Genomic DNA, 14,275 nt, shown 5'->3' with positions numbered 1-14,275 from the left:
GCTAACATCAAGCAAGCAAAATTGATACCACAACGCGCAATCTACTTTGAACGTCGCAGTCCGCTGAGGATGGGCGCGACTCGCCTCCAGCAATCCCTGTGGTCGCATGACGTCGCACTCGGCAGCGACGACGATGCGGGCGGTCCGTCCGCAGTCACCCGCGTCGAAACCAACGGCGAGTTTGCGGTGCGCGAATCGGGACCCTCCGACGACGGGCTGCCATCGTCCCGGCGCGACGGCAATGGCGATGCCGCAGACGACGTGAGCGCGAGACCACCGGAAGCGGCGCTCGGGTGTTCGACGTCGCAGCTTTCTGCGAACGCCATGCGTGCGAGCGCATTCGCAGCATCGCTCGCCGCGTTGCCAGGGCCGGCGTTCTCGCCGCGGCGGATGCCGGCATGCGCACGTCAATCACGAAATTCTACTGCCTAATATCGGAGCGCAGCGCTAAAATGCTATGCATCCGGTGAGGTGTCAGCAAAATTCTGTTTGACTGGCTTCTCCATTCCGCAAACCATGAGCCTCTCCAGCTTTGGCCAAGACGACATGCATCCGACGTCCGATGACGACGCAAGTTTCCAGCTTCGGCAAGAAGCCGATACGCCTGGACCGGCCCCGAGCCATCGTTCAGTTCCTTCCTCCAGCCACCGATGAGTAGCGTGCCATGACCGAACCGATGTTGCCGCGCGACCGCTGCGATTTTTCCGCCATCGTCGACCGTCCGGCCATGAAGCTGCCGGGCGGCGCCAGAATCGTGATCTGGAGCATCGTCAATCTTGAAGTCTGGGACATCGGCAAGCCAATGGCCCGTCAGGTCATTCCGGCGCCCACGGGAGTGCCGCTGCTGCCGGACGTGCCGAACTGGAGCTGGCACGAATACGGCATGCGGGTCGGCGTATGGCGGTTTTTCGAGCTCTATCGGAAGCTCGGCATTGCGCCGACGCTGTCGATCAATGCGCGCGTCTGCGAGGATTATCCGCGCGTCGCGCAGCAGGCGAGGGATGCCGGGTGGGAGTTCATGGGCCATGCCTACGAGCAGGGGCCCATCCACAAGGAGCCGGACCAGAAGGCGATGATCGCGCGCGCCATGGGCGTGATCGAAAAATTCACCGGCAAGCGCCCGGTGGGCTGGCTCGGACCTGGCCTGACCCAGACGCTGGAGACCCCCGAATATCTTGCTGAAGCCGGCGTCAAATATATCGGCGACTGGGTCTATGACGACGAGCCGACCACGATCCGTACCGCCAAGGGTCCGCTGGTCACGCTGCCCTATACGGTCGAACTGAACGACATCCCGATGATGATGGTGCAGCATCACGAAAGCGATCACATGATGAAGCGGGCCATCGACTGCTTCGACCGGCTCTACGAGGAAAGCAAGGTTCGGCCGAAAATACTGTCGCTCGCGATCCATCCCTACATCAGCGGCCAGCCGTTCCGGATCAAGTTCCTCGAGGCGATCTACGATTACGTCAACCGGTTCGACGGGGTGCTGCATTGGAACGGCGAGCAGATCCTCGATTGGTACATGGGACAAAGGGCCGCACAGCCGGGATCGAAACCGTGAGTGGCTCTGGCAATCGGCGGTGAAGGCAAGAAAGACTGTTGCGGTCGTCGGTGCGGGCCTGGGCGGCCTGACCGTTTGCGGTTTTCTCCAGCGCGCCGGCCTCTCCGTGACGGTCTACGAACAGGCGGCGGCGTTTTCGCGGGTCGGGGCCGGAATCATCCTGAGCGCCAACGCGATGAAGGCGTTTCGCCGCCTCGGCATCGAACGAGACCTGATCGAAGCCGGCATCAAGCCCAAGTCCTATGTCAGCCGCGCCTGGGACAGTGGCGAGACCCTCTACGAGATCAGGTTCGACGCTGCGAGCGAAGCGCGCTACGGCGGCCCCTACATCAATATTCATCGCGGCGACCTCCATGGCGTGCTGGAACGCGTCGTCACCCCCGGCACGATCGCGTTCGACCATCGCCTTGTCGGGCTCGACGAGGGCAGGGATGCGGTCCGCCTCAGCTTCGAGAACGGCGTCCGCGTCGAAGCGGACATCGTCATCGGTGCCGACGGCATCCGCTCCAGGGTGCGCGAGAACCTGTTCGGTCTCGAGCCGCCGCGTTTCGTCGGCGCCGTAGCGCAGCGGGCGATCTTTCCGGCAGCGCGATTGCGCGAATCTGGAATTGCGGACTGTACCAAGTGGTGGGGGCCGGACCGGCACATCCTGCCTTATTTCATGACCGGCCGCCGCGACGAGATCTACGTCATCGGCGTCATCCCGGCGCCGCCATGGGACAGCGAAGCATCCTCGCTGCCGTCCAGCCGCGACGACATGCTCGACTCGTTCACCGGCTTCCATCTCGATCTTCAGCGCGTACTGGAGGCGGCCTGCGACGTCAGCCTGTGGCCGATCCATGACCGCGAGCGCAACGACCGCTGGAGCGCCGGCAGGATCGTGCTGTTGGGCGATGCATGCCATCCGATGCGTCCGTACATGGCAGCCGGCGGCGCCATGGCGGTCGAAGACGGAGTCATCTTGAGCCGTTGCCTTGCGGCGTTCGATGACCACGACGCGGCGTTCCGCTGCTACGAGGCAACGCGAATTCCGCGCGTCGCCAAGGTGCAGCGCATCTCGATCGAGAACAGCTGGATGCGGGGGCCGACGGAGACCGACTGGTTCTACTGCTACGATCCCTGCGTCGCACCGCTGCTCGCGCCGGATCGGTCGCGATTGCCGGATGCTTTGACTTCCGAAGGAGACCTTTTGTGAACATCAGGGATGCCAGCCTTCGGATGACGTCGCGTCTTGGTCGAACTCTATCTCACGCGTCCACGGGGCGCTCATTGACGATTCGCATAAGTTATATTATGGAATTATTTTATGTGATTATAAAATCAGAGCCTTAGCTGAAATTCCTGCGGCAAAAACTCGGTTTCAGCCAAATTCCCAGGTTGGCCCAGTACCGCGAAAACCTTACCCCGAACCTGATCCGAACGCCGCCGATATTGCCGCCGCTCCCGGACGCTGCAATAAGCGCGTCAGCGATCAGATCGCGGGTGACCGCGGGCCGTCGGCCCCGTATAGAATTGCGGCTCAAACAACAAGAAGCGTTTTAAAGGGAGACACTTGCGATGAGCTTTTCACGACGCACGCTCTTGAAGGCCAGCGCTGCCACCGCGGTCCTCGGCGGCATCGGTGCGCCCCATGTCGCCCGCGCCCAGACGGCTGAGTTCGTCTATAAATTTGCCAATAATCTGCCGGAGTCGCATCCGTTCGTGGCGCGCGCCCGGGAGATGGCGGCTGCGATCAAGACCGAGACCAACGGCCGCTTCGACCTGCAGGTGTTCCCGAACAACCAGCTCGGTTCGGATACCGACATGCTGAGCCAGGTCCGCTCCGGTGGCGTCGAATTCTTCACGCTGTCGGGCCTGATCCTGGCGACGCTGGTGCCGGCGGCCTCGATCAACGGCATCGGTTTCGCGTTCCCGGATTATCCCACGGTCTGGAAGGCCATGGACGGTGATCTCGGTGGCTATGTGCGCGGCGAGATCAACAAGGCAGGCCTCGAGGTCATGGACAAGATCTGGGACAACGGCTTTCGCCAGACGACGTCCTCGACCAGGCCGATCAATACCCCTGACGACTTCAAGGGCTTCAAGATCCGTGTGCCGGTCTCGCCGCTCTGGACCTCGATGTTCCGGGCGTTCGACGCCTCGCCGGCCTCGATCAATTTCAGCGAGGTTTATTCGGCGCTGCAGACCAAGGTGGTCGAGGGTCAGGAAAATCCGCTGGCGCTGATCTCGACGGCGAAGCTCTACGAGGTGCAGAAATATTGCTCGCTGACCAACCACATGTGGGACGGGTTCTGGTTTTTGGCCAACCGCGCGGCCTGGCAGGCCTTGCCGGATGATATCCGCACCGTCGTCGCCAGAAACATCAATGCCGCCGCCGTCAAGGAGCGCGCCGATACCGAGAAGCTCAATGCCACGGTCAAGGACGAGCTTGCCGGCAAGGGCCTCATCTTCAATCAGCCCGAGGTGGCGCCGTTTCGCGAAAAACTTCGCGCCGCCGGTTTCTATGCCGAATGGAAAGGCAAATATGGCGAGCACGCCTGGGATCTCCTGGAAAAGGCGGTCGGCAAGCTGTCGTAACGCGTAGGGTCGGGCCGAGTCATGGCTCATGTCGAAGTCAACGAGATCGACGTCACCGGGATCGCCGTCACCGAGGTCGCGATCAAACCCCCTCGCCGGCCTTCTTTGCTGGGCTCGATCGAGCTGCTGTTCGGCATGCTGGTCGAGGTTCCGGCGGCGCTGCTGGTGGTGGCCGAGATCGTCATCCTGTTTGCCGGCGTGGTCGCGCGCTACGGCTTGCACGAGCCGCTGATCTGGTCCGACGAACTGGCCTCGATCCTGTTCCTGTGGCTGGCCATGCTCGGTGCGGCAGTGGCGTTCCGCCGCTCCGAGCACATGCGCATGACCGCCATTGTCGGCAACGCCGGGCCCGCGATGCGGGCCTATCTCGACGTGGTGGCGACCTGCGCGGCGCTGGCATTCCTGCTTCTGGTGGTGCGGCCGTCCTATGACTACGCCTACGAGGAGAGCTTCATCACCACGCCGGCGCTGCAGATTTCCAACACCTGGCGCGCCGCGGCGCTCCCGGTCGGCATCTGCCTGATGACGCTGTTTGCCGTGTTGCGGCTATTGCGCGCCGCCGATCTCAGGACGGTGGTGGCCGCCGGTGTCTCGGTGGCGGTGCTGATCGCGCTGTTCTGGCTGGCGCAGCCCTGGCTGCGTCCGCTCGGCAACATCAACCTGATCATCTTCTTCGTCGGCGTCGCCGGCTTTTGCGTGTTCGCCGGCGTTCCGATCGCGTTCGGCTTCGGGCTTGCCGTGTTCGGCTACCTCGCGCTGACGACGCACACGCCGCTGATGGTGCTGGTCGGGCGCATGGACGAAGGCATGAGCCATCTGATCCTGCTCTCGGTGCCGCTGTTCGTTTTTCTGGGGCTGTTGATTGAGATGACCGGCATGGCACGCGCCATGGTGGCGTTCCTGGCGAGCCTGCTCGGCCATGTCAGGGGCGGCCTGCATTACGTGCTGGTCGGCGCGATGTACCTGGTCTCCGGCATTTCCGGCTCCAAGGCCGCCGACATGGCGGCGGTGGCGCCGGTGCTGTTTCCGGAGATGAAAGCGCGCGGCGCCAAACCGGGCGATCTCGTCGCGTTGCTGGCCGCGACCGGCGCGCAGACCGAGACCATTCCTCCCAGTCTCGTGCTGATCACGATCGGTTCGGTCACCGGTGTGTCGATCTCGGCGCTGTTCACCGGCGGCCTGCTGCCGGGCGTGGTGCTGGCGATCACGCTGTCGACGCTGGTCTGGTGGCGCTACCGGGGCGAGGATCTGAGCCACGTCCAGAGGGCGAGGCCGGCCGAGATCGGCCGCGCCTTCATCATCGCCCTGCCCGCGCTGGCGCTGCCCTTCGTGATCCGCGCTGCCGTCGTCGAAGGCATCGCCACCGCGACCGAGGTCTCGACCATTGGCATCGTCTATGGCCTCGTGATCGGCCTGTTGGTCTACCGCCGCTTCGACTGGCGGCGGCTGTTGCCGATGCTGATCGAGACCGCGGCACTTTCGGGCGCCATCCTGATGATCATTGGCACCGCCACCGGCATGGCCTGGGGCCTGACGCAGTCCGGGTTTTCCCGCGCGCTGGCGACCGCGATGACGGGGCTGCCCGGCGGCGCCGCGAGCTTCATCGCGGTCTCGATCGTGGCCTTCATGGTGCTGGGAAGCGTGCTGGAAGGCATTCCCGCGATCGTGCTGTTTGGCCCGCTGCTGTTTCCGATCGCGCATGCCGTCGGCGTGCACGAGGTGCACTATGCGATGATCATCATCCTGGCCATGGGCATCGGGCTGTTCGCGCCGCCGTTCGGCGTCGGTTATTATGCGGCCTGCGCCATCGGACGGGTTGATCCGGCGCAAGGTATCCGGCCGATCTGGGGCTACCTTGTAGCGCTTCTGATCGGATTGATCATCGTCGCGATATTTCCGTGGATCTCGATCGGATTCCTTTGAAACCTTCGACTGGGAGGTGAGCGATGAGCGGCAAACCGCTGAGCGACAAGCAGAACCAATATGAGATCGGCCTGGACAAGACGCCGGCCAATTATGTCCCGCTGACGCCTTTGAGCTTCATCGCACGTAGCGCCGCGGTCTATCCCGATCACGTCAGCGCCGTCTATGAGAGCCGCGTCTTCACCTGGGCCGAAACCTATGAGCGCTGCCGGCGCTTCGCCTCCTATCTCGCGAACAGGGGCATCGGCGAGGGCGATACGGTGGCAGCCATGCTGCCGAACCTGCCTGCAATGAACGAATTGCATTTCGCGGTGCCGATGACAGGCGCGGTGCTCAATGCGCTCAACATCCGCCTCGATCCGCCCTCGATCGCCTTCCAGCTCGATCATGGCGGCGCTGTGATCATCCTGGTCGACCCCGAATTTTCCGGTGTGATCGCCGAGGCGCTGCAACTGATGACCGGGCCAAGGCCGTTCATCATCGATGTCGACGATGCCGCGTTCGCGGGCGGCAGGCGGATCGGCGAGATCGAATATGAGGCGGCGGTGGCGCAGGGCGATCCTGCCTTCGTGGCGCGCTGGCCCGATGACGAATGGAACGCGATCGCGCTCGGCTACACCTCGGGCACCACGGGCAATCCCAAGGGCGTGGTGACGCATCATCGCGGCGCCTATCTCAACGCGGTCAGCAACATCCTGGCCGGTAATCTCGGACAGCATCCGGTCTATCTCTGGACCCTGCCGATGTTTCACTGCAACGGCTGGTGCTTTCCCTGGACCATCGCGGCCGCCGCCGGGATCAATGTCTGCCTGCGCAAGGTCGAGCCGAGCAGGATCTTCGATCTGATCGAGCGGCACGGCGTCACCCACATGTGCGGCGCGCCGATCGTCTACAACACCCTGATCAACGCGCCCGACGCGCCGAAGGGCGATGCCGCGCGGCGCCTGGTCGGACTGATCGCGGGCGCAGCGCCGCCGGTCGCCGTGCTCGAAGGCGCCGAACGAATCGGCATCAAGCTCACCCACGTCTACGGGCTCACCGAGGTCTATGGCCCCGCCTCGGTCTGCGCCGAGCAGCCCGGCTGGGACGATCTGCCGGCCGCCGAACGCGCCCAGTTCAAACGCCGCCAGGGCGTGCCCTACCCGCTGGAGGAAGCCGTCAGCGTGCTCGATCCGCTCACCATGCGCGAGGTGCCGCGCGACGGCGAGACCATCGGCGAGGTCATGATCCGCGGCAACATCGTCATGAAGGGCTATCTGAAGAACGACAAGGCGACCACGGAAGCGTTCGCCGGCGGCTGGTTTCACAGCGGCGACCTCGGCGTGCTCGACGCGCACGGCTATGTCATCATCAAGGACCGCTCCAAGGACATCATCATCTCCGGCGGCGAGAACATCTCCTCGGTCGAGGTCGAGGACGTCCTGTTCAAGCACCCCGCCGTGCTGTTCGCGGCCGTCGTCGCCAAGCCTGATCCGAAATGGGGCGAGGTGCCCTGCGCCTTCATCGAACTGAAGGACGGCGCCGACGTCACCGAGGCCGAGATCATCGCCTATTGCCGCAGCCAACTGCCCGGCTTCAAGACGCCCAAGGTCGTGGTGTTCGGCCCGATCCCGAAAACCTCGACCGGCAAGATCCAGAAGTTTCTGCTGCGCAATCAGGCGGATTCGGCCAAGGCGATTTCGGCGTAAGCTGTCATTCCGGGACGATGCCACCAGGGTCCGCGCGAAGCGCGGTCCGATGACAGCCTCCGCAGCGACCCCGGAATGACGACGTTGATTGATGACGGCGCTGACGGACGGCAATTTCGGTGCAACACGCTGTAGTGCGCTGTCGCATTCCGTTCTTATGATTGTAACAGAACAGGGCCAAACCTCCTGCTTTCGCCGCGCCTTGCATTTGCGGCAGACATCACTCCGGGAGGTTTTCAAATGAATGTTGCAGGATCGCGCTTGCTTTGCCGGACACGGACTTTTCGCTCCGGGCTGGCCCTTACCTTTTTCCTGACGGGCATCGCGGGCGCAACGAGCGCCTTTGCCGGCGACGATGATTTCGATGTGAGACCGGGCAATCTGCTGCTCAGCCGGTCGGTGTACGACAACAATCCGGCGAATGTCGTCGCAGGCGTGACGATGCTGCCGCCCAACTGCCTGCCCGCCAATTGCGTGACGGCGACCGATAGTGGCGTCTACCCGTTCGTCTTCAACAATGCCCTCATCGACGGCAGTTTCGGCATCACCGCCAGGATCGTGCTGGATCAGCTGATGACGTCGGGCAGGCTGATCAACTCGCTCGATCCAAAACTGCCGGATGATTGGGATCACGGCAGCGAATCAAGCGAAAATCCGGTCGTGACCAGCTTTTCGTCCAAATCGGAAATCGCGCTCAACCTCTCACTCGATGGCCGGTCCGTCAGCTTCATGGGCTATCTTGCGCCGCTCGACGCGCTCGATGTCTCGAATTCGAATACGCCCGGTGTCGTCGATCCCACCAATCCCGTCCCCGGCAGCTACTACCGCGTGGTCGGCGATCTCGATGCGCAGGGTCGGTTTCATTTCACCAAGACCAACGCCTACAGCGGCAACAACGGCCGCGCCGCGATCCTGAACGACAGGAACGGCGCCAACCTGCTCTACACGGTCGGCAATGCCGGCAACGGTGGCAATCCGCAGCCGAACGGCATCATTGTCGGCGCCGGCGCGCAAATCCTGAACGACGAACACGCGCCCCTCGCCGCACAGAATCCGGCCTTGCCGACCCCGGTGGGCAGCTTCAACATCACCCAGCTCGGCCTCAAGGCCGACAAGATCGGCAAGGACACCAATTTTCGCGGCCTCACCGTCTTCGATAACGTCATCTATGTGACCAAGGGCAGCGGTGGTAACGGCATCAACACCGTCTATTTCATCGACACATCGGGATTCGACAGCAGCGGCAGGCCACTGGCCTGCCCGACCGGCACAGGCCTGCCCGCGTCCAATGCAGCTCTTTCCACCACCCCGATTGTCTACAGCGCCGCCAACCTGCAGACGCTCGGCGTCACGCCCTACAACATGTGCGTCCTGAAGGGCTTTCCCACCACGCTCGCCAAGACGGCAACCTCGTTCCCGTTCGGGGTTTGGTTCGCCGACGCCAAGACGCTCTATGTCGCCGATGAAGGCAATGGCACCAGCACATTTGATGCCGCGTCAGGCAGGTATTCAGTCGCCGCCGCGCAGACGGGCGCCGGATTGCAGAAGTGGGTGTTCGACTCGGGTCTCGGCGCGTGGAAGCTGGCCTACACGCTGCAAGCCGGATTGAACCTGGGCGTGCCATACACGATCGCCAACTATCCCACCGGGCAAAATGCCAAGACCGGCCTGCCCTGGGCGCCCGCGGCCGACGGCCTTCGCAACCTCATCGGACGCGTCAATCATGATGGCACCGCGACGATCTGGGCCATCACCTCGACCGTCAGCGGCAATGGCGACCAGGGCGCCGATCCGAACCAGCTGGTCGCGATCACGGACAATATCGCGGCGACCAGCGCACCTGCCGGCGAGACGTTTGGCGTGGTTCGGAGCGCGGGCTTCGGCGAGGTTCTCCGTGGCGTTTCGTTCACCCCGGGCACCGATCTCGACCACGTTGCTGATGATGACGATCATCGAAGCGACGATGATCATCATTAGGTCCATTCGGTAACCGCCGAGCCGGCGCCATTTCAGTGAAGTGTCATTCCGGGTTCGCTTCGCGTCCCGGAATGACGGCATGGATTACTCCACCGTCAGCCGCATCCCGTCATAGGCCGGCACCACGTTGTCCGGCAGGCTCTGCCGCAGCGCCTCGTAGTCGAGGTCGGAATGCAGATTGGTGAGGACGGCGCGGCGCGGCTCGAAGCGGGCGATCCAGGACAGCGCGTCGCTGACGCTGAAATGGCTGGGATGGGGAGTATGCCGCAGGCCGTCGACGATCCACAGATCGAGATTTTCGAGCTGAGGCCAGCTCTCGGCCGGCACGTCGTTGAGATCGGGCGTGTAGGCGGCGTCGCCGATGCGGTAGCCGAGCGCCGGGATATTGCCGTGCTGCACGTTGAAGGCGGATAGCGTCACCACGCCGCCCTTGCCGTCGATGCTCCGGCTCTCGCCGCCCTCGATGGCCTCTCGGGTCAGGATCGGCGGATAGCCGCTGCCCGGCGGCGACACGAAGCAATAGGAAAACCGGTGCACGATATCCTTGGCGGTCGATTGATTCAGATAGAGCGGGATGCGGCGGCGCTGATGCAGCATCACCGAGCGCAGATCGTCGATGCCATGGGTCTGGTCGGCATGCTCATGGGTCAGGAACACCGCATCGATGTGATCGACCTTGGCGTCGATCAGTTGCTCCCGCAGGTCGGGCGCGGTGTCGATCAGGATCCGCGTCGTGCCGTGCGCGGTGGTGCGCTCGACCATCAGCGAGCAGCGGCGGCGGCGATTCCGGGGGTTGTTGGGATCGCAGGCACCCCAGCCGAGCGCGGGACGCGGAACGCCCGCCGAGGAGCCGGAGCCGAGAATCGTGAGAGTGATCGTCGGCGTCAGACTCATGCGGCGACGTCCGGACGCGGCACTTTGGAGAACAGCCGGAAGAAGTTCTCGCTGGTCTGCCGCGAGATCTCGTCCAGCGAAACGCCGCGGGTTTCCGCCAGCACCTTGGCGACCTCGACGACCAAAGCCGGCTCGTTGCGCTTGCCGCGGAATTTGCCGGGGGCCAGATAGGGGGAATCCGTCTCCACCATGATGCGATCGGCCGGCAGGTCGGCGGCGAGCGCGCGCAAGGCGTCCGATTTCTTGAAGGTCAGGATGCCCGTGAATGAAATCGAAAGACCCAACTCGACCGCGGTCATCGCGAGCTCCCGTCCGCCCGTATAGCAATGCAGCACGGCGCGAAAAGGTCCTTTCGCGACCTCTTCCTCGAGGATGCGGCGGCACGCGTCATCGGCCGCGCGGGTGTGGATGACGAGCGGCAGGCCGGTGACGCGGGCCGCGGCGATATGCGCGCGAAAGCCGCGCGCCTGTGCCTCCGGCGAGCCGTTGTCGTAGAAATTGTCGAGTCCGGCCTCGCCCAGCGCCACCACCTTCGGATGCCCGGTCAGCTCGACCAGTTCGTCCGGCGCAATCCCGTCCTCCTCGTCGGCGTGATGCGGATGCGTGCCGACCGAGCAATAGACGTTGGGAAACCGCTCGGCGATCGCGATCAGTGCGCCGAGCCGCCTCACCCGGGTCGAGATCGTCACCATGCGCCCGATGCCGGCATCCGCCGCCCGCGACACGATGGCGTCGAGATCATCGGCGAAATCCGGAAAGTCCAGATGGCAATGGCTGTCGATGAGCATGGGCTGAATCTATGCTGCCGGAGCCTACGCCGCCACCTTATGCCGCTGTCGGCTCGATATAGCGCGGAAACACCGCCTGCGGCGCCGGCAGGATCGTTCCCGGCCGGATCCGCTCGCCGAGCGCGACGAAGTCGCGCGCCTCCTCCTCGTCGGGAATGCCGAGGCTGTCGAGCAGTTTCGACGAGGCAGCCGGCATCACCGGCTGGGTCAGGATGGCGATCTGGCGGATCACTTCGGCCGTGACATAGAGCACCGTTCGCTGCCGCGCCGGATCGGTCTTGGCCAGCGCCCACGGCGCCTCGCCGGCAAAATAGCGGTTGGCTTCCGCCACCACGGCCCACACCGTATTGAGCCATTGATGGATCTGCTGGGTCGCCATCGCGCGGCGCGCCACATCCATCATGGCATCGGCTTCCGCCAGCATCGCCTCGTCGTTGTCGCTCAAGGCGCCCGGCTCCGGCAACACGCCGCCGAGCTGCTTGGCGATCATCGACAGCGAGCGCTGCGCCAGGTTGCCGAGATCATTGGCGAGATCGGCATTGATGCGGGCGACGATGGCCTCATGGTTGTAGTTGCCGTCCTGCCCGAACGGCACCTCGCGCAGCAGGAAATAGCGCAACTGGTCGACGCCGTACTGGTCGGCGAGACTGAAGGGGTCGACGACATTGCCGACCGATTTCGACATCTTCTCGCCCCTGTTGAACAGGAAGCCGTGGGCGTAGACCCGCTTCTGCACGGGGATGCCGGCCGACATCAGGAACGCCGGCCAGTACACCGCGTGAAAACGGATGATGTCCTTGCCGATGATATGCACATCGGCCGGCCAATAGCGCCAGTCCGGATCGGTCTCGTCGGGAAAGCCGACCCCGGTGATGTAGTTGGTCAGCGCGTCGACCCAGACATACATCACATGGGCGGGGTCATCCGGCACCTTGACGCCCCAGTGGAAGTTGGTGCGCGAGATCGAGAGGTCGCGCAGGCCGCCCTTGACGAAGCTGATCACCTCGTTCCTGCGCGAGTCCGGCCCGATGAAATCGGGGTGCTGCTGATAGAGCGCGAGCAGCCTGTCCTGATAGGCCGACAGCCGGAAGAAATAGCTGTTCTCCTCGACCCATTCGACCGGCGACCCCTGCGGCCCGACGCGCACATCGTCGTCGCCGATCTTGGTCTCCTCCTCGGCGTAATAGGCCTCGTCGCGCACCGAGTACCAGCCGGAATAGCTGTCGAGATAGATGTCGCCATTGGCGGCCATCCGCCGCCAGATCTCCTGGCTGGAGCGATGGTGCTGCTCTTCGGTGGTGCGGATGAAGCGGTCGAACGAGACGTCGAGACGCTCGTCCATGTCCTTGAAGCGCTCGGCATTGCGGGTGGCGAGGTCGGACGGCGTCATGCCTTCGCTTGCCGCGGTCTGGATCATCTTCAGGCCGTGCTCGTCGGTGCCGGTCAGGAAGAACACGTCCTTGCCGTCGAGCTCCTGGAAACGCGCCAGCGCGTCGGTCGCGATCGCCTCATAGGCGTGGCCGATATGCGGGTTGCCGTTCGGATAGGCGATCGCGGTGGTGATGTAGAAGGTCTCTCGTTCGAACGGCTCGGCGGCCGCGGGCTCGGGAGCGGCCATGTCGACCGTTTCGATCTCGGGAGCTGGAAGGTCGACCGTCGTCACCACGACGGCATCGATTTCGACCGGCGTCAAAACGACAGCCAAGATGTCTTCGGTCACGGCGGGTTTTGGCGCACGGCGGGCCGCCGGCGGCTTCGTCCTGGTCGCGGACTTTTTGGCTGGCGCTTTCGGAGCCGTTGGGGCGATCGTGGCCTTGCTGGCGGTGGGCTTGCTGGTCGTCGGCTTGCTGGACGTCGGCTTGGCTGTCGATGTCTTGCCTGCCGTCGTGGCCGCGGTTGTTTTCGCAGCCTTCGTCACTGCTTGCTCGGCTGCTTGCTTGGTTGCTTTCTTGGCCGCCTTTTTGACGGGCGTCTTGGCGGCCTTCTTGGCCGGCTGTTTCGTCCCGCGCGTGACGACTTTCTTGCCAGCCTTCTTGGCAGCCTGCTTCACGCCGCCCTTGGCTTTGGCGCGCTGCTTCGCGGCGGCTGCCTTGGCGGCGCGGGCGGGTTGCGATTTGCGAGTCGTCTTCTTCGACTTGCCCTTCTTGACAGTCTTCTTGCTGGCGGTCGCCACGACGAATTCCTTACCGGTTCAGACAAATTGTCGGGATGGCATCAGGCGGAGCGATTACCGAGTCGCTTCCGCAAGCATCCCAAACACCGAGAAAACCAGTGGTTTTCGTTCCAGATTATAGGAATCGGTGTCGCGCGTCGCGCGGGCGACCTTTTCCCACACCTCGGCCAGCCGTGCAAGGCGCGGCAGGTTCGCGTTGGCATGTTCAGGATCGGCATGCAGCCGTTCGGCGATCCAGCGATCGACGCTGTCGGCAAAGACCGCGAGCGCCACCCGGTCGCTGGTGCCGAGCGCTTCCCCCAGCGCATGCAGTTCGCGCGGGTCGACCTTCGGCAGCAGCGCCAGCATCGCGGCAGTCCGCTGCTGAAGTTTCAGCGCGTCGCCGCCGAGCAAGGTCAGCGCCTGCGCCACGCTGCCTTCAGAGGCCGCCGCCGCTTCGCGCAGCGCCGGGTCGTCCGGTGGGCGCGAAGACGCCGCGGCGGCGGCGCCGATCACCTCCTCGGTCGACAAGGGCCGCAGCGCCAGTTTGCGGCAGCGCGACTGGATGGTTGCAAGCAGGCGTGCCGGCGCGTGACTGATCAGGAGGAACAGCGATTGCTGCGGCGGCTCCTCGAGGATCTTCAACAGCGCATTGGCGGCGTTCGGATTGAGCTCATCGACGGTGTCGACGATGCAGACCCGCCATCCC

At 64.0% G+C, this 14,275-nt stretch carries 10 protein-coding genes; 6 read left to right on the top strand and 4 right to left on the bottom strand.

Annotation, left to right across the window (positions count from 1 at the left end; translation table 11 throughout):
• Positions 1 to 664 precede the first annotated feature (664 nt).
• The 6 genes from WCB02_RS15930 to WCB02_RS15905 all read left to right on the top strand — a co-directional run bounded on the left by WCB02_RS15930 (position 665) and on the right by WCB02_RS15905 (position 9,732).
• Positions 665 to 1,567, top strand: coding sequence for a polysaccharide deacetylase family protein (locus tag WCB02_RS15930; protein WP_423959369.1), 903 nt, complete (start codon positions 665 to 667; stop codon positions 1,565 to 1,567).
• Positions 1,568 to 1,586: 19 nt separating this feature from the next.
• Positions 1,587 to 2,762, top strand: coding sequence for an FAD-dependent monooxygenase (locus WCB02_RS15925; RefSeq protein WP_423959368.1), 1,176 nt, complete (start codon positions 1,587 to 1,589; stop codon positions 2,760 to 2,762).
• A 362-nt stretch (positions 2,763 to 3,124) separates the two neighbouring features.
• Positions 3,125 to 4,144 carry a TRAP transporter substrate-binding protein gene (locus WCB02_RS15920; RefSeq protein ID WP_423959366.1) on the top strand — a complete coding sequence of 340 codons (1,020 nt, stop codon included), beginning with the start codon at positions 3,125 to 3,127 and terminating at the stop codon, positions 4,142 to 4,144.
• Between the two features lie 21 nt (positions 4,145 to 4,165).
• Positions 4,166 to 6,067: a TRAP transporter large permease subunit gene (locus tag WCB02_RS15915; RefSeq protein WP_423959364.1), complete on the top strand. Its 1,902-nt coding sequence runs from the start codon at positions 4,166 to 4,168 to the stop codon at positions 6,065 to 6,067.
• A 23-nt stretch (positions 6,068 to 6,090) separates the two neighbouring features.
• Positions 6,091 to 7,755, top strand: coding sequence for an acyl-CoA synthetase (locus WCB02_RS15910; RefSeq protein WP_423959363.1), 1,665 nt, complete (start codon positions 6,091 to 6,093; stop codon positions 7,753 to 7,755).
• A gap of 240 nt (positions 7,756 to 7,995) precedes the next feature.
• On the top strand, positions 7,996 to 9,732 hold the full coding sequence (locus WCB02_RS15905; protein ID WP_423959362.1) for a hypothetical protein: 1,737 nt from the start codon (positions 7,996 to 7,998) through the stop codon (positions 9,730 to 9,732).
• An 84-nt stretch (positions 9,733 to 9,816) separates the two neighbouring features.
• On the opposite strand, the gene WCB02_RS15900 is transcribed toward WCB02_RS15905, so the two are convergent.
• From WCB02_RS15900 to WCB02_RS15885, 4 genes are all read right to left on the bottom strand, one after another.
• Positions 9,817 to 10,626, bottom strand: coding sequence for an MBL fold metallo-hydrolase (locus WCB02_RS15900; protein WP_423959361.1), 810 nt, complete (start codon positions 10,624 to 10,626; stop codon positions 9,817 to 9,819).
• Positions 10,623 to 11,414 (bottom strand): TatD family hydrolase, encoded by a 792-nt coding sequence (locus WCB02_RS15895; RefSeq protein ID WP_423959360.1) that lies wholly within the window; start codon positions 11,412 to 11,414, stop codon positions 10,623 to 10,625. Before WCB02_RS15895 ends, WCB02_RS15900 begins: the two co-directional genes overlap by 4 nt.
• 37 nt (positions 11,415 to 11,451) lie before the next feature.
• Positions 11,452 to 13,587, bottom strand: coding sequence for a methionine--tRNA ligase (gene metG / locus WCB02_RS15890; protein WP_423959358.1), 2,136 nt, complete (start codon positions 13,585 to 13,587; stop codon positions 11,452 to 11,454).
• A gap of 54 nt (positions 13,588 to 13,641) precedes the next feature.
• Positions 13,642 to 14,275 (bottom strand): DNA polymerase III subunit delta' (locus WCB02_RS15885; protein WP_423959356.1); only part of this gene is annotated, 634 nt, incomplete at its 5' end.

Origin of the sequence: Bradyrhizobium sp., from assembly GCF_049581145.1 — a bacterium.
Lineage (GTDB): Bacteria > Pseudomonadota > Alphaproteobacteria > Rhizobiales > Xanthobacteraceae > Bradyrhizobium.
This window is presented reverse-complemented; position numbering and strand designations above follow the sequence as displayed.